This is a genomic window from Planktothrix prolifica NIVA-CYA 540, from assembly GCF_963864145.1.
GTDB classification, from domain to species: domain Bacteria; phylum Cyanobacteriota; class Cyanobacteriia; order Cyanobacteriales; family Microcoleaceae; genus Planktothrix; species Planktothrix agardhii.
In genome coordinates this window covers 1,767,400-1,793,694 of sequence record NZ_CAWLTW010000001.1, presented here as the reverse complement: position 1 = coordinate 1,793,694, position 26,295 = coordinate 1,767,400, and the positions used below count along the sequence as shown (strand labels likewise).

Below are 26,295 nucleotides of genomic sequence, written 5' to 3'. Positions count from 1 at the left end.
ATGTTTTGTAACCTTTAGATTAAATCGGGGCTGTTGGAAGATAAACTGTAAACTTAGAACCGACTCCAAGTTGGCTAAAAACGCTGATTTGTCCTCCCAGCATTTTGCAATAGTGATGGGTAATTGCTAAACCTAAACCTGTACCACCATACTCCCGACTTAAAGAATTATCAACTTGGGTAAAGGCTTGAAATAAATTTTTTTGTTGTTCACGAGAAATACCTATTCCGGTGTCGGTGACTTCAAAACAAATCCAATCTGAGTCTTCATTGTGTTCACGCTTCAAAGTTACGGTAACTTTGCCCTGATGAGTAAATTTCAGAGCATTACTAATTATATTATAAAGAATTTGTCGAATTTTAGTGATATCTCCCTCCATGATATCCAAATTATTTTTACAACAAATTTGTACCGTGTTTTGATTTTGCTCGGCTAGGGGTTGTAAGCAAGTCACCACATCATGAACAAAACTAGCCACTTCAAAGGTTTCTAAAGATAAAGATATTTGTCCGGCTTCAACTTTGCATAAATCCAGAATATCATTAATTAAGGTAAGCAAATGATAGCCGGACTGATGAATTTTTTCCACATCGGGTAATAGGTCATAGAGTTTTTGATCCACTACTTCTTCGAGTAATAAATCGCTAAAACCGATAATGGCGTGTAGAGGTGTTCGTAACTCATGACTCATGTTTGCTAAGAAGGTACTTTTCGCTTGGGAAGAAGCTTGAGCTTGATGTAAAGCAGTTTGTAAAATCCCTTCTACTTTCAATCTTTCTACCATTTCTATTCGCAACTGTTGGACAGCTTCTTGTAATTCTGTCGTGCGTTTTTTAACTCTAATTTCTAACTCATTCTTGACCTGAGCTAATGCTTTTTCAGCTTTGATCCGTTCAAATCGTTCAATTGCTAAGGCGACTAAATTGGCTAAGGAATCAATAAATATCCGATCTTCTAGGCTAAAGTCCTGTTGATCAATGGGATATTCAACACAAATAAACCCAATAATTTTTCCGTTTAACCAAATCGGTCTATCTAAACAGTGACTAAAAAAAGAGGCAAGACTATTGCCAATTAGTTCAGATGATTTGGATAAAGATTTAGTTAATAAATCGAGGGGATAAAATGAGAATTTTTTCAAATTAAACGGATTTGAACATAGGGAAAAGTTGTGATTAATAATTGCTGATTCCTCGGGGGAATGGTGATGGTTTTGACGTTCATACAAATCTAAACAAGTCCATTCCAAAGCATTTTGTTTAACCCAAAGTTCGTCCTCACAAGCTGGGTTTAAATCATTAACCCGTTCTTGTTCTGAAATCGAATCCCCCAGGCCACTATGGAGCCAAACACTCACTCTGTCAACATCTAAAGTATGAGCAGCGGTTTCAGTAATTTGACGAATGGCTGTATCAATATGATCATAATTGCAGGTTTGTTCTCGACTTAAATCCCGTAGGGCAACATTTTGACGATAGAGGCGTTCCGTACTTAATTGTAGGGTAGCTTCGGTTTTTTTTCGCTCCGTAATATCGTGAAAAATAGAAAGAATAGCTTGTTCACCTTGAAAGGGTAGAATTTGGAAAGAACCCGTCACCCAAAAGGGAGTCCCATCGGTTTTTTTAACTTGCAGTTCATGGTTATGAATATAGCCTTCTGCGATAATTTGATCAATTAATTTTTGTCGTTCTAAGGCAATAGGATAAAATCCTAGAGTTGTGATAATTTTGATTTGATTCAGGGGGAAATCAAATAACTCACTACAGAAGGAATTAGCATATAAGATTAAACCATCGGATAAACGGCTAATCATAATCGGAATCGGTGTGACTTCTGCGATCGCTTCAAAAATTTCTCGTTGTGGTGGAATCATGAGTTCAGAACTATCGGCAGAAACAGGAGATTTATTTTTTGTTTTTCATGCCAAATTTTTAGGTCAACGGTAGTATTTTTCCAGTTTTCAGATTCTGGAAAAATAGGATTTTTTTGATCCATAAAAGATTCTGGAGAAAGTTTGTTTTCTAGCATCGTTCAAGGGTTTAAGGGTTGAATCAAAGTTCGATTAACTGGTTTTTGCTAATTGTTAAGTTAGGGAAAAATAGACCCGCAACTAATCTAGTTGTGTGTATCTCTTATTCTCTAGTTAATACTAGGTAGAACCTAGATCCGTATTCTGCCGATGACCGTTACTTTGCGGGGGAAGTGTATCGTCCTTTACATTTTCCCTGCACCCTGGAGATTCTAAATAGTGTAGAACAGGATAGTCTGATTTGGGCAAAGATACCCTGATTTTATATGTTCCTCTAATTTAATTCCCAAGCTGTGGGATATTAATTGTTGCACTCTCTCGGACGGATGTTTGCTGTGTCGTTAACCTATGCAATGGTTCATGAATGGTTAACACCCCTGGCGACGGGAGGTTCAGAACTCGTTGTCCAGGAAATTCTCAACCATGTTCAGGCGGATGTTTACTCACTAATTGATTTTGAATCCACCAACCCCGATAGCTATTTGTATCAACGCTCCATCGGTACAACCTTTCTGCAACATTTCCCCCAAGCGCGTTCGGGGGTACAGAAATATCTGCCCTTACTGCCTCTGGCCATTGAACAACTAGACATCCGAGGGTATGACGTGATTCTCTCCTCCTCCCATGCGGTGGCTAAAGGAGTGCTCACCAGTCCCCATCAACTGCACCTCTGTTACTGCCATACACCCATGCGCTACGCCTGGGATTTAACCTTTGACTACCTGAACAGCAGTTTAGCTGGAAAGGGTCTGCAAGGGGCATTTACTCGCTATCTGTTGCATCGTTTGCGGCTGTGGGATGTGGTCTCGGCGAACCGGGTGGATTATTTTATGGCCAATTCCAAACATACAGCCCGACGGATTTGGCGCTGTTATCGTCGCCGGGCTACGGTGATTTATCCCCCGGTACAGATAGAACGCTTTCAGTTTCAACCGCAAAAACAGGATTTTTACTTAACGGTTTGTCGTTTAGTCAGTTATAAAAAAATCGCCTTGATTGTCCAAGCCTTTAATCGTCTAGGATACCCGTTAATTGTGATTGGGACTGGGGCTCAATTAAATGCTATTCAAGAAATGGCAAAACCCAATATTCAGGTGTTAGGGTGGCAGCCAAATGACGTCGTAGACCAGTATATGAGGGATGCTAAAGCCTTTGTTTATGCCGCCTGTGAGGATTTTGGTATCGCCTTAGTCGAAGCTCAAGCCTGTGGGACTCCGGTAATTGCCTACGGGGTCGGAGGTGCTTTGGAAACGGTGCGAGATCTGCGACAATATCCAGATTCTGCAACGGGTTTGTTATTTTCCGCCCAAACCGAGGAGGCCTTAGTGGAGACAGTAGAAGCCTTTGAGCAGTCTAAGGACAAGTTCAACCCCGATATGGCCCGATTAAATGCCACTCAATTTAGCCCGAAACAATTTCAAGAACATTACTTGGGATTCATAGAGCATTGTTTGCAACAGTTTCAATCGGGCAATATCAGCTAAAATGCCAATTAATTTCGGACTTATGAAAATCCGTTCCCGATTATAGAGGGTTGAAAACCAAGGAATACTTAGATTTGTGGGTAACAAAATTTAGCTGTTTCCCCCTCTGTCCTTGAGTTTTCCCGTTTTAAGCAGAATGCTTTTCTATCCGAATTTTGACGAACTAAAGCCGAATTACCTATATTGGGTGTCTTGAGGCTTTATGATCAGGACTGTGTGTGGTGTGAATTGAAGGAGTAAGATGACTGCCAATAGCCAACTCATCTTTGGTAAGGGACTTCGGCGTGGGTTCACAAGGCGAGGGGTTTTACCCTTGGCCTATCGAGCAATACCTGAACGCCTCTCTCTACAGCGTGTAGATGAGGAATTTTGGAAGCGATTATTTGATATTGTCTTCTCTCTGTCTGTTCTGATTTTATTCGCTCCGGTTTACTTAATATTGGCTCTGCTGATTGCATTAAGCTCTCCAGGGTCAGTTTTTTATGTACAGGAACGAGTCGGAAAAAACCGCCAGTTGTTCGGCTGTATTAAATTCAGAACCATGGTGAGTAATGCCGATGAAATATTAACGCAAATCATGGAAACTTCTCCCCATTTGCGAGAAGAATTTCAAAGCAATTTCAAACTCAAACATGATCCTAGAATTACTTGGATAGGTCGTTTTCTCCGAGTGACAAGTTTAGATGAATTTCCCCAATTTTGGAATGTTTTAATAGGAGACATGAGTGTAGTTGGCCCTAGACCTTTAGTGGTGGAAGAACTACACAAATATGGTCGTCACATGGATAAGATCCTAACTATTAAACCTGGAATCACTGGACTATGGCAAGTTTCGGGACGCAATGATATTCCCTATCCTCGGCGAGTTCAGATGGATTTATACTATGTCACTTTCAAGAATTTTTGGACAGACTTGGGAATTGTCGTTAAAACTATTGGGGTTGTGATTTTTCCTAAAAATAATGGAGCTTATTAGTTCAAACAGAAAAATACAGAGATGATTCTATTTCCCCTTAACTCTTTTAATCGACGGGTTTAGGGGTTTTATTTTGAGTCTGATATAATAAAAACTGAAGACTTAAGTTAGGTTTAGATCTCCGGTTTCTAAATTAAACGGGTAGAAGTAGGAATTTAGCCTAACCTTGAATTAAACCTGATCTAAGGTTAATTTGGTTGTAGCTACGATCCTAAAACTCAAGGATCTACAAGATCACCTTGACTACTAAATTACTGAATGTGTTCCAGGGTGCAGATTAACACACTCCCTAGATTAGTTATTAGGTATAATCAAACTAGGGAACATTAACCGATAAAACTCTAAGGGATAGTTTAAATGACAGAACGTAAACGGGCATTAATTACTGGAATCACGGGTCAAGATGGCTCATATCTAAGTGAATTGTTACTAGAAAAAGGCTATGAAGTTCATGGGATTATCCGCCGATCTTCTAGCTTTAATACCGATCGCATTGACCATATTTATAAAGATCCTCACAACCCCGATGCTCGATTATTTCTACACTATGGAGATTTAACCGATGGTACAACTTTACGGCGAATCATCGAAGAAGTTAAACCCGTAGAAGTTTATAATCTGGGTGCTCAATCCCATGTTCGGGTCAGTTTTGACTCTCCAGAATATACCGTTGATGCCGTTGGAATGGGGGTATTACGTCTCTTAGAAGCAATTCGAGACTATCAGCAACGTACCGGAATTGAAGTCCGATTCTATCAAGCTGGTTCCTCGGAAATGTTCGGGAAAGTGTTAGAAATTCCCCAAAAAGAAACCACACCATTTTATCCCCGCAGTCCCTACGCCTGTGCTAAGGTTTACGGACATTGGCAAACCATAAACTATCGAGAATCCTACGGTTTATTTGCCTGTAATGGGATTTTATTTAACCATGAAAGTCCCCGTCGTGGCCCTACTTTTGTCACCCGAAAAATTACCCGGGCGGTGGCTCGAATTGTTAAAGGAAAACAAAAGGAAATCTATTTAGGAAATCTCGACTCCAAACGAGATTGGGGCTATGCTAAAGATTATGTTCGAGCTATGTGGCTGATGCTCCAACATTCTGAACCAGATGATTATGTAGTTGCTACCAACGAAACCCATTCGATTCGAGAATTTCTTGATATTGCCTTTGGTCATGTTAATTTAGATTGGCAAAATTACGTCAAATTTGATGAGCGTTATCTGCGTCCGGCGGAAGTAGATATTTTAATTGGAGATCCAGGTAAAGCTAAAGAAAAATTAGGCTGGGAACCCAGTATTACCTTTGAAGGATTGGTGAAATTAATGGTAGATTCCGATCTTAAAGCCTTAGAAGAAACTAAAGAACCAACCCATCAATTTGATTAATTACTGATACAATAGAGGCTAAATTTATGAGTTCCTTAGATTTGACAAATAAACGGATTCTGGTAACAGGAGGTGCAGGTTTTTTAGGACGTCAAGTGGTCGCTCAACTACTCCAGTCGGGCGCCGATCCAAATCAGATTATGATTCCTCGTTCTCAGGAGTATAATCTTTGTACCTTAGATGCTTGCCAAAAAGTTGTTCAAGGTCAAGATATTGTGATTCATTTGGCCGCGCACGTTGGCGGAATTGGCTTAAATTTAGTCAAACCTGCCGAACTTTTTTATGATAACTTGATGATGGGAACTCAATTAATTGATAGTGCCTATCGTGCGGGAGTCCAAAAATTTGTCTGTGTCGGGACAATTTGCGCCTATCCTAAGTTTACCCCAGTTCCTTTCAAAGAAGATGACCTTTGGGAAGGTTATCCCGAAGAAACTAACGCCCCCTATGGAATTGCTAAAAAAGCCCTATTGGTGCAGTTACAATCCTATCGTCAACAGTATGGTTTTAACGGTATCTATCTGTTACCCGTGAATTTATACGGCCCAGAAGATAATTTTAATCCCAAAAGTTCCCACGTTATTCCCGCATTAGTTCGCAAGGTTTATGAAGCTCAAAAACGTGGAGATAAAACCCTTCCGGTTTGGGGAGATGGTAGTCCGACCCGGGAGTTTCTGTATTCAACGGATGCGGCGCGGGGAATTGTAATGGCAACTCGATTATATAATGAACCCGACCCAGTTAATTTAGGTACAAATCACGAAGTCACAATTAAAGACTTAGTAGAAACGATTTGTGAATTGATGGAATTTCAGGGCGAAATTATCTGGGAAACCGATAAACCTAATGGTCAACCTCGTCGTTGTTTAGATACAACTAGAGCTAAAGAAAAGTTCGGGTTTATGGCAGAAGTTGGCTTTAAAGAAGGGTTAAAAAATACCATTAATTGGTATCGTCAACACGCGGAATAATAGTTTTAAAAAATAATAATTAGGGTGTGTTAACATTAAGTTACGCACCCTTTTTTATCAATATTAAATCCCTTGTTGTTGGGCTTTAGCCCAAGAATATAGGGGCTAAGGCTCAACAACTGGGGAGTTTTGTTTTGGGCTAAAGCCCCCAAAAAAGACAGGGCTAAAGCCCAACAACGAACAACGATAATTAGCTTGATCTCAAGGAGTTTGATTAGCAAAATAATTGTAACAAATTCTTGTCAATTCTTGTCAATTTAAGAGTGATAGTTTATAATATGTGGCATGAACTGGAACTAAGGCATAATTAGTTATTGTTTATCGTTCTAAAGCTGTCCAATTTTGTAATACTTTTTTATGAGCGTCTTCATTTCTTATTTCCAGAGCTAAAATATAGCTAGTATCTAAAAAATAGATATTTTTCATGGAATATACAGATAATAATCATGGTTAACTGCGCCATCTTTTAGATCACATTCCACAGGGTTTGAACCTAAATCCCAAATAGAAGATTCTTTTTTGATACTCGTAATAATAATTTTTTCCTGTTCTTGAATGATTTCAAACTCTTGGTTTTTTCCTAACATTTCTTTAGGTATTAATAATCCTTGCTTTGTTGCTATTAATCTCATTTAAAATTACCTCAATTGATTATGTTATTTAATCTGTCGAGTGAGTTATGCTATTCAATTATAATCTATTTTAGCCGCGATCGCACCTTTTGTTATTTGGGAAAAAAAGGAAGATATGTTATAATGGCATCATACTATTGATAATAACCACACAAACAATGAACAAAGAAAACATAATGCTAACATTGGACAGCGAGAAAAAAGCTGCAATTTCTGCGATCGCTACCCTAATGGAAAGGGATTTCAGCGACGTAGTTAATGAGGCAATTGCCAGCTATCTGGATATTAATCAATGGCTAAGTTCAGAGATCGAGAGAGGTATTGGTGAAGCAGAAGCAAATGACTTTGCCAGCGATGAAGAAGTTCAAGGTGTTTTTGCTAAGTTAATCAATGAAAATTAAGTGGCTGCGAAGGGCGCTGCGAAATCTGGAGATATTGTACACATATATTTCTTCTGACGATGCAGACGCAGCAAGGCAAACTATTGTGAGGATTCAAGATGCTGTGAATCAATTAGCACAATATCCATTTATGGGAAGATATGGTCGTGTAGAAGGTACTAGAGAACTTGTCATTGCTAATACACCTTATCTTGTCATTTACCGAGTAAAAGAGGAAACTGTACAAATCATTCGGGTTCTTCATGCTTCCAGAAAATATCCAGAATGAGGGCAAGTTGTTTTGAAATCGGGGAATGAAGAAAATAAGAACGATCGCATCTTCTAAATAAAGAGTGATCGCCCCTAATAAAAAAGGAGCGATACCAGTACATTTATTCATTAAAGTGAACATCCGACTTGAACCGTCGTAATCATTAAGTAGCGAAACGACTTGTCACGCTGCGTTCAAAAGAACAAGGGGAACAGATAGAAGTTTTTATGTACTTCTATAAAAGGTAAGGTTTTGAGTAGAACACTTACTTAGACTCCCAAAAGTACCCCGGCGGATAGGATGATTCTAAAGGCAATAAACCCATTTTCAAGGAACGTTAAAACCCCCTCATATACCCCTACAGAGGTCGAATATTGTTAGGTAGCCACAAATCTAAGGCGTATGTTATGAGGGCGAGAGATGGAGTCAGAAGCCAATGCCTAAATGTAATGTTTAGGATACGCAGACAGATTCCGGTTTAGTTGTTAGGTAAGGTTGTTAACGTGCGATTCGTTTAACCTAAAATAAGCTGAAAAGTTTATGGGACGGTTAACCCAGTTGTTAAGACTGGTGATAACTGATTACATTTATGAGTGAGTCAGAAGTTCTGACAAGTCTCATCCCTCAAGTGCTGAGGTGAAAGCATAACCCCTAGTTTGTTCGGGTAGCAACCAACAGACTAAAGCGGGGTTAAAAGGTAGAACTACTGGTAGCCAAATCTGGTAACTATCGAGCAAAAAGTCCATGCGTAGCACAAGCAAAGATGTGTTTGAATCATCGTCACTTTAAATGGTGTAAAGGCTAAATCAATGGTAAATCCGTTGAAAAATACGGTAAGAATCCTAGATTAACACCAAGCCAAAAGGCAAGGATAGGGCATAAGCGGTTGATTGACCTGACTTATAAGCACCGCCCACAAAACCCGGTGAATAGCATCACGCTAAAGGCTTCAAACAAATGTGTAATCGGAACGAAGTAACCCCTATATGACTCTGGAGAGGTCGTGCGTCCAGTAAGTAGCTAACGAATGTCATATAGAGGAAGGATGGTATCAAAAGCGAATGCTTTGCTGTAATGGCAAAGATATGCAGACAGATACTCGGTAATTCCAAAGAAATAGAACAAGTAGCAATACAAATGTCTAAAACGCTGATTAAAACTCAGACGGTGGAATGGAAAGACCTTAACTGGCGCAAGCTGGAAAAGGTAACTTTCAAGTTGCAAAAGCGCATATTTCAAGCGAGTGAACGAGGCGATGTTAAAGCAGTTCGTAAACTTCAAAAGACCCTGATTAATTCCTGGTCAGCAAAATGTATTGCGGTTCGCCGGATAACACAAGATAACCAAGGTAAAAATACAGCCGGAGTGGACGGAATCAAAACACTGAATCCTAAACAACGTATGAACTTGGTAGGACGATTAAAGTTAACCAATAAGGTAAAACCAACTCGTAGAGTTAATATTCCCAAACCTGGTACAACCGAAACCCCCCCCAAGCCCCCCGTGCACGGGGGGTTTGGGGGGGCGGAATACCCACAATCAACGACCGCGCATTGCAAGCGTTAGTAAAACTAGCGTTAGAACCAGAATGGGAGGCTAAATTTGAGCCAAACAGTTATGGTTTCAGACCAGGACGCTCATGCCACGATGCAATCGAAGCAATATTTCTTAGCATTAGAAGCAAATCTAAATTTGTACTCGATGCTGATATATCCAAATGCTTCGACCGCATAAATCACAAAGCATTAATCTCAAAAATTCACACATACCCTACATTAAGCCGTCAAATTCAAGCGTGGCTAAGAGCAGGGTACATGGACGGAAAAGAACTTTTTCCTACCAATGATGGTACACCACAAGGCGGGGTTATTTCACCCTTACTTGCGAATATTGCCTTACATGGTATTGAAGAAAGAGTCAAACAATACGTTGAAACTCTAAAAGGGTCAAAAACGATAAATCGTCAAAACCTTAGTTTAATCCGTTACGCTGATGATTTCGTAATAATCCACGAGGATTTAAACGTAGTCAAAAAGTGTCAAGAGATAATTGTGGAATGGTTAATTGACATGGGATTGGAATTAAAACCAAGTAAAACAAGATTAACCCACACCCTCAAGGAAATCGAGGGAAACATTGGGTTTGAGTTCCTAGGGTTCCATATACAACAGTACAAAGTAGGTAACTACAAATGTGCTAAAAACCCTTATGGAAAATTATTAGGTTTTAAAACATTAATCACACCCTCAAAAACAAAAACTAAAACTCATCTTGTCAAAATAACTGATGTAATAGATACCCATAAGAACGCCCCACAAGCTGCTTTAATAGGCAAGCTAAATCCAATCATTAGGGGCTGGTCAAACTATTACTCAACTGTGATTAGCAAAGAAATCTTTTCAAAGGTTGACCATCTAATCTACGACAAGTTAAGAGCCTGGGCAAGAACGAGGGGAAAAGGGAGCATCAATAAAGACAAATACTGGAGAACAGTAGAAGACAGAAATTGGTGTTTCAGTACAGAAGATGGATTAGAATTACTCATCCACAAGAGTACGCCAATCGTAAGGCATACAAAGGTTAAAGGTGAGGCTAGTCCGTTCAATGGAGACTGGATTTACTGGAGTAAACGTAGAGGCGAATATCCTGAAACTCCTAACAGGGTTTCCAAATTAATCAAGAAACAAAAGGGTATTTGTTCTCACTGTGGTCTGTATTTTACAAGTACAGACATTGTAGAAGTTGACCATATTAAACCAAAATCATTAGGTGGAAAAGACACCTATGATAATCTTCAACTTTTACACAAACATTGTCACGACATAAAAACGGTTCATGATGGTTCTGCAACTAAAAGTAAGCAACTACCAATAGTTGAGAATTACGACCTCAATCCGTTTTAAATCGTACCTATAACAAAGGTGGAAATATCAAGGAGCCGTGTGAGGCGAAAGTTTCATGCACGGTTCTGAAGGAGAGGTTAGAGGGGCAACCCTCTAATCGACTCTAACAGCAGTACAAACGGTGAAAACGAGTATAACCAAGACTACGGAAGCATGGAATACAATCAACTGGGCGAAAGTTCAAAGAAAAATATTCAAGCTGCAAAAACGAATTTACCAGGCATCATTATCGGGAGAAAATGCTAAGGCTCGGAAACTCCAAAAACTTCTAGTCAAGTCATATTACGCCAAACTCTTATCCATAAGAAGGGTAACTCAAGATAATCAAGGCAAAAGAACAGCCGGGGTAGATGGGGTTAAATCCATCACACCCAAACAACGATTATAACTTGTCGAAAATCTTAGTAAATACCAAAAGGCGAAACCACTCCGAAGGAAATGGATACCCAAATCTAACGGTGAGGAAAGACCTCTAGGAATCCCAACAATAAACGACAGAGTAAGGCAAGCCTTGGTTAAATCTGCATTAGAGCCACAATGGGAAGCCAGATTTGAGAGCGAAAGCTACGGGTTTAGACCTGGACGCTCATCTCACGACGCAATGTCACGAATCTTCCACAACATCAAACAAGGTGAATATTACATCCTAGATGCTGATATCTCAAAATGTTTTGATCAGATTAACCATGATTACCTACTGTCCAAAACTGATTGTCCATCAACAATGAAAGCTCAAATCAAACAATGGTTAAAAGCTGGAGTGATGGATAACGGCACATTTGAGGCAACAGAGGCAGGCACTCCACAAGGAGGTGTCATCAGTCCTTTACTTGCTAACATCGCACTGGATGGGATGATTAAACGGGTTGAAAAATGTTTTCCAAAAGGAACAAACAACAATAAAAACTACGCCAAAATCATCAGATATGCCGATGACTTTGTGGTAATAAGTCCACAATTAGAAGTTATTCAACAGTGCCAAATTGTCATCGAAGAATGGTTAAAACCTATCGGGTTAGAACTGAAACCAGCCAAAACCCGTATATGTCACACACTAAGAGAAATCGAAGTAAATGGCGAAAAGATAAAACCAGGATTCGACTTTCTAGGTTGGAACTTCCGACAATATCCAGTTGGTAAACACCATAGTTCAAAGACTGGACACAAAAAAATATTAGGATTCACAACCCTAATCAAACCTAGTAAGAAGGCAATTAAAGCTCACGCGGATAAGGTAAAAGAAGTGATTAAAACCCACAAAACTGCACCTCAATACGCATTAATCAAACGCCTAAATCCGATAATTAGAGGATGGTGTAATTACCATTCCAAAGTAGTTTCTAAAGAAACATTCTCCTCTATGGATTATATGACCTGGCAAAGATTAAGAGCATGGACAGTCAGCAGATGCGGAAAGGCAAACTACGGGAAACTGAAAAACTATTTCAGGAAAAACGGTAACAACACATGGAGTTTTGAAACCAAAGATGGTTATAAACTACTAACCCATGCAGAAACACCTATTACCCGTCATGTAACTGTAAGACCTGAAGCATCACCTTATGACGGAAACTGGACATATTGGAGTACAAGAAAAGGAACATCTTTTGATGTACCTAAACGAGTAGCAACTTTGCTCAAAAAGCAAAAAGGCAAATGTAACCTCTGTGGGCAGTATTTTACCCCAGAAGATATTGCAGAAATCGACCATATCATCCCTACATCGAAAGGTGGAAAGAATGATTATAAAAACCTGCAATTATTACATCGCCATTGTCACGATATTAAAACATCAACTGATGGGTCTTATAACTCAAAAGGAGATGGATGCTCTGATGATAACAGTCAACTAGACTAGGAGCCGTGTGCGGTGAAAGTCGCAAGCACGGTTCTGAATGGGAGTCGGGGGTTGTAAAGCCCCCCTCGACCCCTAATAATGGCAATCAGGCTGAAATTTCTCTGCAAAAACTGGTCGGCTACTGCTTAAATCAAGAGCATTCGAGTGGCAAACACAAAGCCAGAGTCTTTGCGTCGGTTTTGGGAATCACGACTAACAATGCAGAGGTTTTGCGAGAGCTTATTCAAAAAGCCGCCATTGAAGGTGAAGTTATCCAACAAAATATTACTGATTTTGGGCAACAGTTTAAAGTTGATTGGACTGTACCCAATACAGCAGGGATTGAGCTTAGGACAATTTGGGAAATTACTTTAACTAATTCTAATCCTCGTTTGATTTCAGCTTTCCTTAAACTATGACAAAACACCTTAAACTTTTGGATTCTGTTGCTATTCTCAAGCCTGTTTCAAATACACGGTTAACGCTAGTGGAACCGGAATACGAATCTGTTTCTAGTTTACCCGAAGGACTTGTGGGAACTATTGTTGAAGTGTATAATACGGGAAAAGAATGTCAGTATTTAGTGGAGTTTGCTGATAGTCAAGGGATTGAATATGCTATGGCTATTTTGAAAGCAGATGAAATTTTAGTTCTGCAATATGAACTCGCAGTTGCTTAGAAATGTAAGAAAAGTATAAGTTAGATAAAAAAAGATCGTGCTTTTGGCTCTTTAGAAAAAAAGGCGATCGCGCTTTTGGTGATTTGGGGTATGGGAGAAAGGTAGCTATGACTCTTGACAAGCATCGGCTTGACGATATCCCTCAAATTACTGCGAAAACTTGAATTAACAATCAGAGTAAATCTTCCTCAGATAGCTGGGCTATTTTCATTAAGGCTCTCAAGGTTCCCACTTTCAAATCTTGATTGCGGTGAATTGGAATTGACAAAATTTGTTCTAATTCTGGGTTTTCATAGATATGATGACTGCCTGTAATTCTTTTCAAAACCCAACCTTTCTGCTCTACTATTTTACAAAGTTGTTTGCCCGAAATAGATTTCATACCGCAATCTCCACAATTTTATCTGTGGAAGCAATGGCTTCACGACTATTAGCAACTTCGAGCCAACCCTCAATAGCATCTTTTAAATTAATCATCACTTCTTCGATGGTGTCTCCTTCGGTAATGCACCCAGGAAGAGCGGGAACTTCTGCCCAATAGCCACCTTCTTCGGCGGGATGGATGATTGCTCTAATTTTCATACATTTCTTGGGTTATTTGTTAAGGATATGATAGCAAATATCAATTAAAGTTTGGCTAATGTTATTGGTGAGTCCTTGAGTTTTTAGGCCGTATAGCGCTTTTGGTGATTGGGAGAGACGTGATCGCACTTTTTGTTATTTGGGAAAAAATGGCGATCGCTCTTTATTTTTACTCTCGAATGCGAATTCTGTAAACTTCTAGGGGATTCTTCTTTACTAATCTTTTAAATGACCTTTTAAAACTATTTTCATAGACTATTTTCATAAATTAGTCTGCCAAAAGATTTGCAATTGCTTCTTCCGCAGTGCCACAAAAAGCTGTGCCATTTTTCTTGGCTTCTCGTGTCAGCTTGACAGATTTTAGTATTTCTTGTTCTTGTAACTCTAGCCGGCGTTTTTGCAGAAACTCAATCAGTTGATCTCGTTCTTCTGAAGTTAAATTATCAAATGTATTAATCAAATTTTGTTTAAAAGTGATGTTCATATTAATATTTCGTCGTTTTATCAAAGTTAAATGGATTATAGCAAAATATTTTTGATGTTCTGAAAACGATCGCCCGATCAAAAATCAAAAGAGCGATCGCACCTTTTGTTATTTGGGAAAATAAGGGCGATCGCACTATTGATGGAATTTCAGTGCTACACTAGAATTACAGTATTGTCTGGTGGCAATTGTGTCATACCCTACTTGCAGGAGGAAAATACATGGTAACTACGCTCGAAATTGACAAAACTCTTCTTCAAGAAGCTCTTGATTTGAGTAACCATCCAACACCTACTACATTAATCGAAGCGGCTTTACGCGAGTATATTCAACGTCGTAAACAACTAAAAATATTGGAATTGTTTGGTACTATTGACTACGATGAAGATTATAACTACAAGCAACAGCGACAAACAACATGAATGTTCTTGTTGATAGTTCGGTTTGGTCGCTGGCATTATAATGAAAGTTGCGACTATTAAAAAAAGTGACAACTTCATCAAAAACATAAGTTGTGGTTACTAAAAAAGGTTTGGAGCTTGCTAAAGCTGCCCAATTTTGTAATACTTTTTTATGAGCGTCTTCATTTCTTATTTCCAGAGCTAAAATATAGCTGGTATCTAAAAAATAGATATTTTTCATGGAATATACAGATAATGATCATGGTTAACTGCGCCATCTTTTACATCACATTCCACAGGGTTTGAACCTAAATCCCAAATAGAAGATTCTTTTTTGATACTCGTAATAATAATTTTTTCCTGTTCTTGAATGATTTCAAACTCTTGGTCTTTTCCCAACATTTCTTTAGGTATTAATAATCCTTGCTCTGTTGCTGTTAATCTCATTTAAAATTACCTCAATTGATTATGTTATTTAATCTGTCGAGTGAGTTAGGCTATTCAATTATAATCTATTGTGGGGGCGATCGCACTTTCGGAAAATCAGGGCGATCGCATCTTCTAAACAAAAATTGATTTCCCTTTTGGTTATTTAGGAAAAATAAGAACGATCGCTGTCAATTTTTACTCTCGAATGCGAATTCTGTAAACTTCTACCAGTAGTAATTTACCTCGATAATGCTCCTCACTATCGTGCAATGATAAGTATTCTGTTAGCCTTGCCATCAACGGAGGAATAATTTCCGGGTGATTTCTCAGTTGAATAGAAATGATTCCTTGATATGAACTTGGCGGATAAGTCACAATATCTGCGAAGTCTCCATTGAGAGAAACAAGTATGGCATTTAATTCCTGAGCTTTGGCAATGACAATAATATCTGGAGATTCAATTGGAATGTAATCTCCCAATACAAAAACTTCATGTTCGGTATCACGAAGGATTGAAATAATAGACTTAGGAACACATTGATCGATGAACAATCTTAAACCCATTAGGCAACTGTTTCAAAATCCGATAAATCGCGAGCATAATCAAGACAAGCAGCTATCTGTTCTTTGACAATATCTGGAAACTCGTCCATGATTTGTTCGACAGTGTTATTTGATGCTAAATATCCTAAAATCAGACTGACGGGAATTCTAGTTCCTTTGATTCTTGGTTTACCTCGCAGTACATCGGGGGTACTAACGATATGTTCTCTCCAGTTTACAGGCATAACTTGTCTTTTGATGAATCTGATCAGTTATATGATCGGATATGACAACTTATATTTTAACTTAAGGAATGGCGATCGCACCTTTTGTTATTTGGGAAAATCAGGGCGATCGCACTTTCGGAAAAAAAGCCCGATCGCATCTTCTAAATAAAAACCGATCACCCCTTTTGTTATTTGGGAAAAAAAGAGCGATCACATCTTCTAAATAAAGAGCGATCGCACTTTCAAAAATCAAAATCATATCAACTATAAGCCTCATCATGACTACCAATATAATATAAGTTTAAAATCCCCTCTCCTGTTGACTCGTCTATTGTTTCCATATCAAAAATAATTCTACAATCATAGGCAACAGAGCAAGACCACAAACCATCCAGATTTCCCTTTAATTTATGGGTTTTTAGGGATGGGATAAAAGGGTCTTCAGATAATAAAGTTATTACTGAAATGACTTTTTCTTGCAGTTGGGGATTCTTCTTTACTAATCTTTTAAATGACCTTTTAAAACTATTTTCATAGACTATTTTCATAAATTAGTCTGCCAAAAGATTTGCAATTGCTTCTTCCGCAGTGCCACAAAAAGCTGTGCCATTTTTCTTGGCTTCTCGTGTCAGCTTGACAGATTTTAGTATTTCTTGTTCTTGTAACTCTAGCCGGCGTTTTTGCAGAAACTCAATCAGTTGATCTCGTTCTTCTGAAGTTAAATTATCAAATGTATTAATCAAATTTTGTTTAAAAGTGATGTTCATATTAATATTTCGTCGTTTTATCAAAGTTAAATTGATTATAGCAAAATATTTTTGATGTTCTGAAAATGATCGCCCGATCAAAAATCAAAAGGGCGATCGCATCTTCTAAACAAAAACTGATCGCCCCTCATAAAAAAGGAGAAACACCAGTAAATTTTAAATTATGAGGATGGGAGAAACAAAAGACAAAATTTCAGGGGGAATTCCGGGCATAGGGTTAAGAGGATCAACCGACTGAGGAATTCCTCCTGGCCCTTCGGGCATCTCTGTTAGTCCTGATTGATTAGGTAATAAAAGGTTAGCTATTGTAATATTAGAAGCCTGAATATTATTCAGTTGGACTAATTGTTCACCTGTACTTTTCAGAACAAGTAGGGTATTAGCACCTGCGGCTTGAATCAAGATGTCACTAATACTTACATCGGCTGGTACTTGAATATAATCAATCGTATTTTCAAAGTCGGTGATGATGTCTAAACCGCTACCTGTTGACAAAGCAAATGTATCACTTCCCTGTCCGCCAGTAAGGGTGTCAATATCCCTATCACCTGAGAGAAAATCATTTCCCGCGTCACCAAATAGTTGATCGTTGCCTTTGCCACCTAATAAAGTGTCGTTTCCGTCTCCGCCTCTGAGCATATCGTCACTGAGATGACCAAGGATGGAATCGTTGTCAGTTCCTCCATCTAACTGATCGTTATCTTTTCCCCCAAACAGGGTATCGTTACCCGCATCGGCGGAAATATTATCTTGACCTTCATTCCCGAAAATTAGTTCGCCGTCGGAGGAGCCTACAACTGTATCGTTACCACCAAGAGCCAACAGGCCACCTGGAAAATTTGTTAGTTGTCCAGGGGAGAGGGTGATAAATTCAGAGGTGTTATCGCCAATTAATAGGCTAAGACCATTATCATTGGTCACTGTTAATGTCATAATTATTTATTTTCAACTAAAAAGTTGACTGAGTTTGAGTTAGGAAAGATTGAAAGCGATCACATTTGGCAAGGACAGAGCGATCGCACTTTGGGAAAAATAAGAGCGATCGCATCTTCTAAATGAAAACAGATCGCACCTTTTGTTATAGAGAATCATGTACAGTAGATATGCCCAGATTCCCTTAAAGTTTAACTTGACAGCTTAAGAATTAATTCCAGATTGTTTGACTATTACCGTTAGAATCTACATAAAATAAACTCTTTATAGGAGGTTCTTTTTGATTCGTTAATAAGTCTGCTGAGATAACACCCTCGTGAGCACGCTCGAATACATAATTTTCAGGCCATAATACACCTTTATCATCAAATCGGTTAAAACTTCTACTTGTGGGAGATAGAGATGGGAAAATTAAGGGTTTATTAGAGACGTGAGAGACAGACGAGAGTATATTAGAGAAAACTCCAGCAACTGCTTGATGATAAACTTCCGCTCGCTTTATGGTAGTGTCTCCTATATAGCCCTGAAATTGAACTACATAGGAATAGTCAGCACTAATAGCTTTCTCATTATCACCTGCTATGCCTCCTGTTGCTCCTAACCCAAACGCTCCTGCCGCATCTGAAGCAACTAATGCAATAGACTTAGTAGCAGCATCACTAAAATTTATTGTATGATCAGTTCCAGGATTATTACCATCTATGTCGTAATTGTCACCAGGCCAAGCTGGATCGAGTGCAACAAGTTCCTTCACTTTTCCACCTATTCTTCCTATCTCAGAAGCAACATAAGAGCCTAAACTATGACCTAAGAGAACAGTTTTTCCAGGATCTATTCCTAATTCTTTCAACTTCTTCGTAGCCCAGTCAGCAACTGGTCGAATCCGGCTTGCTGCGTTGTTAGGAGGCTGTGTCCAATCATTTGCAGCTTCTTTCCAGTCTAAGTAAAGCACCTGAGAGTTTGGGTAATAGTTACTAGCTGCTGCTGTTTTTGCTAAGTTAATTATATTGCTATCTTCGTTACCATCACCACGACCATGAATCACTACAACGGTGTCTTTGTTGGGGTCAATATTGCTACGATTAGCTATCCCCTTTTTACCATCCTTATCGTAAAGCGATAGCTCCACTGAGAATATCTGATTTCCTACCCTGATAGCTTTATTGCTATCCCAAGAGATACTAGCAGGAGAAGAACCAGAAGATGCCTGACCTGTCTGCTCCCAAGAGAGATCGAAATAAGCAGTGTTAGCTATTTCACGGTAGTCTGCTAATACCCAATACTTACCACTATTTTTCGGTGTAAATTGAATAGTCTTACCCTCGAAGGCATCTCCCTTCAACTGATTGCCACCGATCCATTCGATCTGGTTTGCATTAGTTGCACCTATAGGAAAAGCGAATAAAGCATACTTATCATCGGCTTTCACATTAAAATTGTAAGTTCCACCTTGCTGAAAATCAGCTTGTGTCCAAAATCTCAAGTAGAAGTCATCCTGATTTACTCCGTTCGCAGGACTCCCATTTCCCCAATCCTTTGCGAAACCTTTTCTACCATCGCTGCGGGTAGCCGAACCAAAATCTTTGGCCTTGCCATTCCATAAAGGTTCCCAACTTTTTGAATTTCCATTCCGATTCCAAGATTGGACACCCCAGTTATTTCCCCAATCAAATGCCTTTTCAATGGAAATAGCTTGCCCATTGAAGATAAAAGTCCCACGATCATCTTCACTTTCTAACGCCTGAAGCTCACCCTCACTCAATACCTTACCCTGCACAACCGCCCCAAAAATCGCGCCCTCATCTCCAGGTGCATCCGTAATATTCAACCGCGAATCAACAGAATGCCCGATTTCTTCCAGCAACACATCGGCCACCGCCACCGGATTTGCCCCATTCTCGGTTAATAATTCTCTCGATAAATAAATCGTATCTGTCGCCCCTGCAAAAGCCCCATTCGCCCCACCAATTTCGGCAGACGAGACAAATTTAACTGGCGGAATTAAACTAAAATCACCGTTTAACCAATCTTGGGTTAGACTATTTGCAGCTTGATTATCCCAACTTTCTCCAAAGGCTAAATTCATCTTTTCGACAAAATTAGGAACCTTGGCAAACTGGGTTAATTGTTCCTTGACAATATCCATTGCTTCACCCGTCAACCCATCGAAGGAATTGTCATTCAGCAACGTTATATTAGGGTCAATAGTTGCAATTGATCCTTCAATTTGAGCCAGCAATAAACTATCAGAGGGGTTCGGCGTGAGTGCTGTAATATTTGGGTTTTGATTAATATGACCTATTAATAAGTCAGATTGTAAAATAACTGCTGGATTAGGTTCCTGGGGTTCCCAATTCAAAGCGGAAAAACTGGTAGATGGGAGCAAATTCTGACTAGGATCTTGCGAAAGTGGATTAGACATATATCTTCCCTGAATTTAGATAAAAGTGAGATAATTTTGATAAATATAAGTAACTAACTAAACGAACTGATTTAAAAAATAGTATGGATGAAAAACCTATTTTTGTAAAGTAATAAAATATCACTTTTAAGCAGATAATTAAAATCGTTTTCGTCATAAATTGTCATAATATTTTGAGAAATGTCAGGTGAAATCACAAAAAGTCTGATATCCTAGTGAAAATACTGATATGTTGTGGAGTTATGGATATAGAAGAATTTTTAAAGTTAGCAGACAACGTGGTTTTTTCGGAGACAGAAAAACATCTGGATGATCTGCAAAAAGCGGTATTGCGCGGTGTATGGGATGGCCAAAAATATTCTGAAATCGCAGAAGAATGTTATCTTACCGAGGCTTATGTGAGAAATTTAGCCTCACAATTATGGAAAATGTTTTCAGGGATTTTAGGTGAAAATATTAGGAAATCGAATATTATATCCAGTTTGGAACGCTCACAATCAGCTTATTTTTTGAATTATAATGAGTCTGTAAATCTTAGCCATGTTAATATATGCAATAATAACTCATCATCAATCATACCAACAGAGCGATCGCAATCTCCCCCAAAACAACAACAAATAGACTTAGGAACAGCACCGGATATTAAGAAAATATGCGATCGCATTCACGAATTAAAAACCCTACAAAATTGGATAATTCAAGAAAATTGTCGCCTAGTTTCTATTATTGGATTAAGTGGTATTGGTAAAACTACCCTAACTCGTTATTTAATTCAAACCCTACAACCGGAATTTGAAGCAATTATATGGCGAAGTTTTTATACTTCCCCCAGTTTAGAAATTACCCTAAAAAATTTATTATTATTTTTATCTAATCAATCCTTAACGGAATTACCTGTTAGTTTAGAAGAACAGTTATCTTTATTAATCGAATATTTGAGAACAAAACGCTGTCTGATTATTCTGGATGATGTGCAAACCTTACTCAATCAAGGAACCCTAGCCGGACAATATCATCCTGACTTTAAAAATTATAGCCTATTGTTTAAATTAATTGCTGAAACCTCCCATCAAAGTTGTTTAATTCTCAATAGTTGGGAACTTCCTCAAGATATTGTTACTTTAACCGATGATAATGCACCAATTCGCTGTTTAAAGTTGCCGGGTTTGGGTTCAGCATCAACGGAAATTTTACGCGAAAAACGATTAAAAGATGAGGAACAATGGCATTTGTTAATTGAGACTTATCATGGAAATCCCCTATGGTTAAAAATCGTTGCCAACATGATTCAAGATATTTTTAGGGGAAAGGTTGCAGAATTTCTCAAATATGATAATCTATACTTGGGGGAGGAATTAACCGAAATCTTAACACAGCATTTGGAACGCTTATCAAAGATTGAAAAAACAGTCATCTTAACTCTGAGTCAAGAAAAGCAACCCCTAGGAATTGCAGAATTAATAGAAATATCTAAATTACCTGCAACGGATGTATTTAAAGCTATACAATCTTTAGAACGGCGTTGTTTAATAGAATCCGAAGAACAGCAACAGCAAACCTACTTTAAGGTTTCTCCCATTATTCAACAATATCTTATTTTGAATTGTCAATAACCAGAAATCCTGTTTCTATATGTAGGGGCGGGTTCACCGATGAATTTTGCCACTCACCAACAACCTTAATAAACCCGCCCCCACCCAACCAATAACCCCTCACTCGAACCCGCACCTACGGGGGAAGATATTGAACTGTTAAAAAATAGAAATTTATGGTGAATTATCCAGGACTTTTAAGATTCTCTGCAAATCCAAAATTCAGGGTAGGAGGTTCTAAATTAGGAATCATTACATCCACACCCGGCGGTAACGGGGGTAATTTAGGAATTCCGGTTTCAACATCGGTGGTTTTTGCCGCTAATTTGGCAATAAATTCTGAGGAAGGAACTTGCGCCACCTTCATGGTATTTAATAGTTGAGCCAGCGCCACTTCAATATCATTGCGGGGGTCAATAGCTACCCAGCCTTGACTGGTTAACTTCCGCAACTCAAAGTGTAAATGGGGCCCGGTGGATACTCCCGTACTTCCGACCCGTCCAATCACTTCCCCCTGTTTAACCTGCTCTCCGGGTTTAACAAATAATTCCGATAAGTGACCATAGAGAGTTTCTTGGGATTTCTCCGAGTGATTTAGTACCACCGCCATCCCGTAGCCCCCTAACCAGTCGGCGACGGACACTTGACCGGAATAGGAAGCCACAACGGGAGTCCCTTCATCGGCGCCTAAATCAATCCCGGTGTGAAAACGGCCATAACCCAAAACCGGGTGTTGACGCCAACCAAATAAAGAAGTAATTGGGGAGGGAATAGTTAGGGGAAAAAGCACGCTGCTATTGCCATTTCCCCGCACCGCCGCCGGACGTTGGGTGCGATTATAATAGGTCAAACCAGAATTACTCATACTGCTGACCACCATCGGGCCAACTTGAATCGGGCTAAACCCGGTAACGGCTACTTCCCCAGAGTATGACCCACCAGAACCATAATCAACGGATTGAGGTTGCTGATTATAAGTATAGTTGGCTTCATAACCGCCCCCAATATTAGCCTCGGAGTTGGCAACAAAACCATTAGTGTAGGAGGAATTGGGCTGACTATAGGCGGTATTTCCCCCGTCTAGTAAGGGGTTGGGAATAGAGCCTAAATTATTATTGCCAATGTAGGGAGTATTTCCAGTATAGGGAACTTGATTATTTTCAGCCTGATAAATTGATGAGGGATAAACCGGGGCACATAAATCTCCGGCGGCTTGTCCTAATTCTAAAGCCGCTTCGCATCCAGTTGAACGTTCGGAGAATACCACTGTAGAGGGAGCTTCATAGCCGTCCGTTGCGCCAATTTGATAATCCGTTGGATCTATATAAGCATTAGCTGGAGACTCGGCTGCGGGGGGTGTTTCTGGAAAAACAATCTCTTGTTCAGGTGGAGGGACAATATTAGGAATTTCTGGGCTGTAGGGTTCGGAATAATATTCTGGTTCAGGATTAGGGGCGGGTTCAGAATAACTCGGATCAGGTGTAGAGTAGTCTGGAACAGCTTCAGGTTCACTATAGGTAGGTTCGGGTTCAACATCAGGAACAGTCAAGTTATCACTGTATCCTGTAGTCGCTTCAGGAGCGCTGGGAACAGACGCTTCCACAGGTTCCGCTTCCACGGGTATAGAAAATTCATCCGTAGCAATTACACGGCTACTGAATAGGACTAAACCCGTAAGACAACCTAAACCCAAAAGGGCGTAACTTCTTGAACCCAAGTACCAACGTCCTTGGCGGGTATTGGATGTTGGATATTTTTTCTGTTCCGTCATCTTCCTCACACAACCAATAATGATCTAACCGTTTAACTGTAGCCGATACTTATTGTACCGGGCTGTTGGTCAATTTCTTGAGAAAAACCGATTTCGGTTTTAGGATAAAGACCAACTCGCAGGTTCCCTTGTTCCGAAATTCCGATAATTTCACCCATTTGATCCCCAATCTGGATCGGTTTCCCAATACAGGTTAAGAGTTGATTATAGCCCGTTAACATTTTCTTAACCTTAGCATCTGATAGGTGTTGAATCCCTAGGTCTAATCCCTGTAAGACTAGGGCGGCGAGGAATTCTAGGGATTGAATCGCCGGAGGTGTGGCAGAATTGGCAAAAAAGGTTTGTAAATTAATCCCAATTTCAGGAACGGGATTTTCCCAATTTAAACCAACTCCGATCACGGCTTGAGTAATAAACTGCCCGGAAATTTTGGTTTCGGTGAGAATTCCGCCGAGTTTGCGCTGATTTAAGATTAAATCATTCGGCCATTTCAATTGTACGGGACAGGAGCGATCGCGCAATATTGTGGCAATACCCCAAGCGGAACTGATGCTCAATTGGGCTTGTTGAGTCACGGGAAGGTTGAGTTCAACAATTTTTGATAAAAATAGCCCTCCCTGACTCGACTGCCATTGTCGGCCCCATTGTCCCCGTCCGGCCGTTTGTTGTCCGGCGATAACAACTGTTCCCGAAGGTTCACCCTGTTCTAACAATTCCCAGGCGGTTTGATTAGTAGAAATTAGGCTATCAAAATAATGAATATTGGGTAGAGACGTGCCACGGGGAGACGCGCCATGGCACGTCTCCCCGTGGGTTTGTAAGGCAGATTCCAAACGGGATAAATTCAGCAAGTTATTTAAGGGAATGGGAATAAAACACAAAGGCACAAAGACACAAAGAAGAATCGGTTAAAATTAGGGGTGTTTGTAGTCGCAACTGTTCCTAATCATAATTTTATGCACACTTGGCATTGGCAAACTTGGGATGGATTACCCTATTTAACTTGTAGTTTGCTTAAAGATTGGCAACATGGCTTTTTTACTCGTTCTTTTAGTCCTCGAACTCCCTCGGACTTAGTTGATGTTTTACAACCTGGGGTGACCGTCTATCGAGTTAAGCAGGTGCATGGAAATGTAGTATTAAAAACGGGAACCGTTGACCCCTTGGATAATTTGGGATCACAGGAAATTCCTTTGATGGAAGCGGATGGTTTATTTGCGGAAAATTCCTCGGAGGCGGTTTGGGTAGCGACGGCGGATTGTGTTCCGGTGTTAATTGCGGATGCTCAAACCGGAAAGGTGGCTGCGGTTCATGCGGGCTGGCGGGGGACGGCTGCTAAGATTGTTCCAGAGGCGATCGCTCATTTTCAAGCCCAGGGTAGTCAATTAGAGGATTTACGGATCGGATTAGGGCCAGCGATTTCGGGACAGGTGTATCAGGTATCCTTGGATGTGGCGACTCAGTTAGCTCAAAGTTTGGTTTCTGATATAGAGGGATTAGAACCCGTCTATCAACTCCCTAATTCCCCTCTGTTCCCTGATCCTGAACCGGATAAAGTCCGTTTAGATGTGCGACGGTTTAATAGTTTACAACTGGAACAGTTAGGAATTACACCTGAACAAGTGGCGATCGCTCCCTATTGTACATATCAAGACCCGGAGGCTTTTTTCTCCTACCGTCGGGAACAATTGAAACGGGTTCAATGGTCAGGGATTGTGAGTCAGTAGAGTTAATAGATCAACGGTTTGGATCGAGATTGAGTTAAGCTTACAATTAATAAACGGTATAAGAAAAAGTCTGATGAGCGAGCAAAGTCCCTACGAACAGCTTGGGGTTACCCTTGATGCCTCCTTTGATGAAATTCAGGAAGCTCGAGATCGCCTAAAACAGCAATATATTGGCGAAGTTAAGCTGCTGCAATCTATTGAAGCGGCTTATGATGCCATTTTGATGGATCGGTTGAAAATGCGACAAGAGGGCAAAATTAAAGTCCCGGAGCGAATTCGTTTTCCCGAACGAGTGGCCCCAACTCCGCCCTCTGGTGTTCAACCTGTGGCGAATTCAAAACCGAATTGGTTAAGCCAACTGTTAGATACCCCCAGTCGTGCCGATTTATTATGGCCTTCTGGGGTATATGTCACCTTGGCAGGTTTGAGCCTTTATTCGGGTTTTGCTACCTCATTATTACAACTAACTTTAGCCTTGGGTGTGGGATCTTGTCTTTATTTTCTCAACCGGAAGGAAAATAAGTTTGGTCGAGCCGTTTTGCTAACAGTTGCAGGTTTAATTGGAGGATTAATATTAGGAAGTTTATTGAGTTCACTAGCAGGAGCGATCGCGGTAGAACGATTTATTGCTTTTATTACTTTTATTGTTTTGTGGCTTGTGGCTTGCTTTCTGCGTTAATTCCCCAGGGTTTGAAGTTACCAGAATTAGGGAACAGCCCCCCCAAACCCCCCGTACACGGCAGGGCTGTTTCAATTTCCATCGTCAACCCTAAGACCTAACCCCCCAACCCCCTTCCCTACGAGGGAAGGGGGAGTAATTAATCTGTTTAAATCTCAAAGAGATTTAATATTAGGAATCCTTCCCCCCT

Annotated in this window: 29 protein-coding genes and 2 pseudogenes; 14 read left to right on the top strand and 17 right to left on the bottom strand. The window is 39.8% G+C overall.

The annotated features are described in order from the left end of the window. Nucleotides 1-19: 19 nt before the first annotated feature. Nucleotides 20-1,873, bottom strand: coding sequence for an ATP-binding protein (locus AC559H_RS08290; RefSeq protein WP_052349581.1), 1,854 nt, complete (start codon nucleotides 1,871-1,873; stop codon nucleotides 20-22). Next, nucleotides 1,870-2,028, bottom strand: a complete 159-nt coding sequence (locus tag AC559H_RS08285; RefSeq protein WP_158442202.1) for a hypothetical protein — start codon at nucleotides 2,026-2,028, stop codon at nucleotides 1,870-1,872. The genes AC559H_RS08290 and AC559H_RS08285 overlap by 4 nt, the downstream gene beginning before the upstream one ends. A 327-nt stretch (nucleotides 2,029-2,355) precedes the next feature. Between AC559H_RS08285 and AC559H_RS08280 the strand changes: the two genes are divergently transcribed. The 4 genes from AC559H_RS08280 (at nucleotide 2,356) to AC559H_RS08265 (ending at nucleotide 6,846) form a co-directional block, all read left to right on the top strand. Further along, nucleotides 2,356-3,513 (top strand): glycosyltransferase, encoded by a 1,158-nt coding sequence (locus AC559H_RS08280; RefSeq protein WP_036832743.1) that lies wholly within the window; start codon nucleotides 2,356-2,358, stop codon nucleotides 3,511-3,513. A 241-nt stretch (nucleotides 3,514-3,754) separates the two neighbouring features. Next, nucleotides 3,755-4,489, top strand: a complete 735-nt coding sequence (locus AC559H_RS08275) for an undecaprenyl-phosphate galactose phosphotransferase family protein (RefSeq protein WP_026789225.1) — start codon at nucleotides 3,755-3,757, stop codon at nucleotides 4,487-4,489. 357 nt (nucleotides 4,490-4,846) lie between these two features. Continuing rightward, nucleotides 4,847-5,875, top strand: a complete 1,029-nt coding sequence (gene gmd / locus AC559H_RS08270) for a GDP-mannose 4,6-dehydratase (RefSeq protein WP_026794268.1) — start codon at nucleotides 4,847-4,849, stop codon at nucleotides 5,873-5,875. Nucleotides 5,876-5,901: 26 nt separating this feature from the next. Beyond that, nucleotides 5,902-6,846: a GDP-L-fucose synthase family protein gene (locus AC559H_RS08265; RefSeq protein ID WP_026794267.1), complete on the top strand. Its 945-nt coding sequence runs from the start codon at nucleotides 5,902-5,904 to the stop codon at nucleotides 6,844-6,846. A 422-nt stretch (nucleotides 6,847-7,268) separates the two neighbouring features. Here AC559H_RS08265 and AC559H_RS08260 read toward each other — a convergent pair whose 3' ends face one another. Beyond that, on the bottom strand, nucleotides 7,269-7,478 hold the full coding sequence (locus AC559H_RS08260; RefSeq protein ID WP_026794266.1) for a hypothetical protein: 210 nt from the start codon (nucleotides 7,476-7,478) through the stop codon (nucleotides 7,269-7,271). A gap of 176 nt (nucleotides 7,479-7,654) precedes the next feature. Here AC559H_RS08260 and AC559H_RS08255 point away from each other — a divergent pair, with 176 nt between their 5' ends. The 6 genes and pseudogenes from AC559H_RS08255 (at nucleotide 7,655) to AC559H_RS08230 (ending at nucleotide 13,548) form a co-directional block, all read left to right on the top strand. Next, complete coding sequence (locus AC559H_RS08255) at nucleotides 7,655-7,879, top strand: CopG family ribbon-helix-helix protein (protein WP_233422960.1); 225 nt, start codon at nucleotides 7,655-7,657, stop codon at nucleotides 7,877-7,879. Further along, a complete protein-coding gene (locus tag AC559H_RS08250; protein WP_026794265.1) occupies nucleotides 7,869-8,147 on the top strand; it encodes a type II toxin-antitoxin system RelE/ParE family toxin in 279 nt (92 codons plus the stop codon). The genes AC559H_RS08255 and AC559H_RS08250 overlap by 11 nt, the downstream gene beginning before the upstream one ends. A gap of 1,119 nt (nucleotides 8,148-9,266) precedes the next feature. Next, nucleotides 9,267-11,032: pseudogene (gene ltrA, locus AC559H_RS08245) on the top strand (group II intron reverse transcriptase/maturase). Nucleotides 11,033-11,153: 121 nt separating this feature from the next. After that, a pseudogene (ltrA, locus tag AC559H_RS08240) lies at nucleotides 11,154-12,890 on the top strand (group II intron reverse transcriptase/maturase). Between the two features lie 5 nt (nucleotides 12,891-12,895). Then, nucleotides 12,896-13,288 carry a DUF6883 domain-containing protein gene (locus AC559H_RS08235; RefSeq protein ID WP_237745580.1) on the top strand — a complete coding sequence of 131 codons (393 nt, stop codon included), beginning with the start codon at nucleotides 12,896-12,898 and terminating at the stop codon, nucleotides 13,286-13,288. Further along, nucleotides 13,285-13,548: a DUF4926 domain-containing protein gene (locus tag AC559H_RS08230; protein WP_026794263.1), complete on the top strand. Its 264-nt coding sequence runs from the start codon at nucleotides 13,285-13,287 to the stop codon at nucleotides 13,546-13,548. The genes AC559H_RS08235 and AC559H_RS08230 overlap by 4 nt, the downstream gene beginning before the upstream one ends. 172 nt (nucleotides 13,549-13,720) lie before the next feature. On the opposite strand, the gene AC559H_RS08225 is transcribed toward AC559H_RS08230, so the two are convergent. The 3 genes from AC559H_RS08225 to AC559H_RS08215 all read right to left on the bottom strand — a co-directional run bounded on the left by AC559H_RS08225 (nucleotide 13,721) and on the right by AC559H_RS08215 (nucleotide 14,614). After that, a complete protein-coding gene (locus tag AC559H_RS08225; RefSeq protein WP_026786310.1) occupies nucleotides 13,721-13,930 on the bottom strand; it encodes a type II toxin-antitoxin system HicA family toxin in 210 nt (69 codons plus the stop codon). Then, nucleotides 13,927-14,130, bottom strand: a complete 204-nt coding sequence (locus tag AC559H_RS08220; RefSeq protein WP_026786311.1) for a type II toxin-antitoxin system HicB family antitoxin — start codon at nucleotides 14,128-14,130, stop codon at nucleotides 13,927-13,929. The genes AC559H_RS08225 and AC559H_RS08220 overlap by 4 nt, the downstream gene beginning before the upstream one ends. A 268-nt stretch (nucleotides 14,131-14,398) precedes the next feature. Beyond that, nucleotides 14,399-14,614, bottom strand: a complete 216-nt coding sequence (locus AC559H_RS08215) for a hypothetical protein (protein ID WP_036832737.1) — start codon at nucleotides 14,612-14,614, stop codon at nucleotides 14,399-14,401. 221 nt (nucleotides 14,615-14,835) lie between these two features. Here AC559H_RS08215 and AC559H_RS08210 point away from each other — a divergent pair, with 221 nt between their 5' ends. After that, nucleotides 14,836-15,036 carry a type II toxin-antitoxin system VapB family antitoxin gene (locus AC559H_RS08210; RefSeq protein ID WP_026797956.1) on the top strand — a complete coding sequence of 67 codons (201 nt, stop codon included), beginning with the start codon at nucleotides 14,836-14,838 and terminating at the stop codon, nucleotides 15,034-15,036. On the opposite strand, the gene AC559H_RS08205 is transcribed toward AC559H_RS08210, so the two are convergent. The 9 genes from AC559H_RS08205 to AC559H_RS08165 all read right to left on the bottom strand — a co-directional run bounded on the left by AC559H_RS08205 (nucleotide 14,984) and on the right by AC559H_RS08165 (nucleotide 20,336). Further along, entirely contained in the window at nucleotides 14,984-15,256 is a 273-nt protein-coding gene (locus tag AC559H_RS08205) for a PIN domain-containing protein (RefSeq protein ID WP_367186276.1), read from the bottom strand. The genes AC559H_RS08210 and AC559H_RS08205 overlap by 53 nt on opposite strands. Next, entirely contained in the window at nucleotides 15,253-15,462 is a 210-nt protein-coding gene (locus tag AC559H_RS08200) for a hypothetical protein (RefSeq protein WP_026794262.1), read from the bottom strand. Before AC559H_RS08200 ends, AC559H_RS08205 begins: the two co-directional genes overlap by 4 nt. Before the next feature lie 177 nt (nucleotides 15,463-15,639). Next, nucleotides 15,640-16,008 (bottom strand): DUF5615 family PIN-like protein, encoded by a 369-nt coding sequence (locus AC559H_RS08195; RefSeq protein WP_026794261.1) that lies wholly within the window; start codon nucleotides 16,006-16,008, stop codon nucleotides 15,640-15,642. Further along, nucleotides 16,008-16,232, bottom strand: coding sequence for a DUF433 domain-containing protein (locus AC559H_RS08190; protein WP_026794260.1), 225 nt, complete (start codon nucleotides 16,230-16,232; stop codon nucleotides 16,008-16,010). Before AC559H_RS08190 ends, AC559H_RS08195 begins: the two co-directional genes overlap by 1 nt. A 100-nt stretch (nucleotides 16,233-16,332) precedes the next feature. After that, entirely contained in the window at nucleotides 16,333-16,473 is a 141-nt protein-coding gene (locus tag AC559H_RS08185) for a hypothetical protein (protein WP_158442070.1), read from the bottom strand. Between the two features lies 1 nt (nucleotide 16,474). Further along, nucleotides 16,475-16,762 (bottom strand): type II toxin-antitoxin system RelE/ParE family toxin, encoded by a 288-nt coding sequence (locus AC559H_RS08180; RefSeq protein ID WP_026786313.1) that lies wholly within the window; start codon nucleotides 16,760-16,762, stop codon nucleotides 16,475-16,477. A 3-nt stretch (nucleotides 16,763-16,765) separates the two neighbouring features. Beyond that, complete coding sequence (locus AC559H_RS08175; RefSeq protein WP_036832737.1) at nucleotides 16,766-16,981, bottom strand: hypothetical protein; 216 nt, start codon at nucleotides 16,979-16,981, stop codon at nucleotides 16,766-16,768. Nucleotides 16,982-17,137: 156 nt separating this feature from the next. Beyond that, the gene (locus AC559H_RS08170; RefSeq protein ID WP_051319630.1) at nucleotides 17,138-17,914 is read right to left on the bottom strand and encodes a calcium-binding protein; all 777 of its coding nucleotides are present in this window, start codon (nucleotides 17,912-17,914) and stop codon (nucleotides 17,138-17,140) included. 211 nt (nucleotides 17,915-18,125) lie between these two features. Continuing rightward, on the bottom strand, nucleotides 18,126-20,336 hold the full coding sequence (locus AC559H_RS08165) for an alpha/beta hydrolase family protein (RefSeq protein ID WP_026794259.1): 2,211 nt from the start codon (nucleotides 20,334-20,336) through the stop codon (nucleotides 18,126-18,128). Nucleotides 20,337-20,578: 242 nt separating this feature from the next. On the opposite strand from AC559H_RS08165, the gene AC559H_RS08160 reads away from it, so the two are divergent. Continuing rightward, nucleotides 20,579-21,949, top strand: coding sequence for a helix-turn-helix domain-containing protein (locus AC559H_RS08160; protein ID WP_026794258.1), 1,371 nt, complete (start codon nucleotides 20,579-20,581; stop codon nucleotides 21,947-21,949). A gap of 163 nt (nucleotides 21,950-22,112) precedes the next feature. Here AC559H_RS08160 and AC559H_RS08155 read toward each other — a convergent pair whose 3' ends face one another. Next, the gene (locus AC559H_RS08155) at nucleotides 22,113-23,699 is read right to left on the bottom strand and encodes a M23 family metallopeptidase (RefSeq protein WP_026786317.1); all 1,587 of its coding nucleotides are present in this window, start codon (nucleotides 23,697-23,699) and stop codon (nucleotides 22,113-22,115) included. Nucleotides 23,700-23,731: 32 nt separating this feature from the next. Continuing rightward, on the bottom strand, nucleotides 23,732-24,586 hold the full coding sequence (locus AC559H_RS08150) for a biotin--[acetyl-CoA-carboxylase] ligase (RefSeq protein WP_237745579.1): 855 nt from the start codon (nucleotides 24,584-24,586) through the stop codon (nucleotides 23,732-23,734). Nucleotides 24,587-24,655: 69 nt separating this feature from the next. Between AC559H_RS08150 and pgeF the strand changes: the two genes are divergently transcribed. Both pgeF and AC559H_RS08140 read left to right on the top strand, forming a co-directional pair. Then, nucleotides 24,656-25,426: a peptidoglycan editing factor PgeF gene (gene pgeF, locus AC559H_RS08145; protein ID WP_026786319.1), complete on the top strand. Its 771-nt coding sequence runs from the start codon at nucleotides 24,656-24,658 to the stop codon at nucleotides 25,424-25,426. 73 nt (nucleotides 25,427-25,499) lie between these two features. After that, complete coding sequence (locus AC559H_RS08140; RefSeq protein ID WP_026786320.1) at nucleotides 25,500-26,105, top strand: CPP1-like family protein; 606 nt, start codon at nucleotides 25,500-25,502, stop codon at nucleotides 26,103-26,105. Nucleotides 26,106-26,295 lie beyond the last annotated feature (190 nt).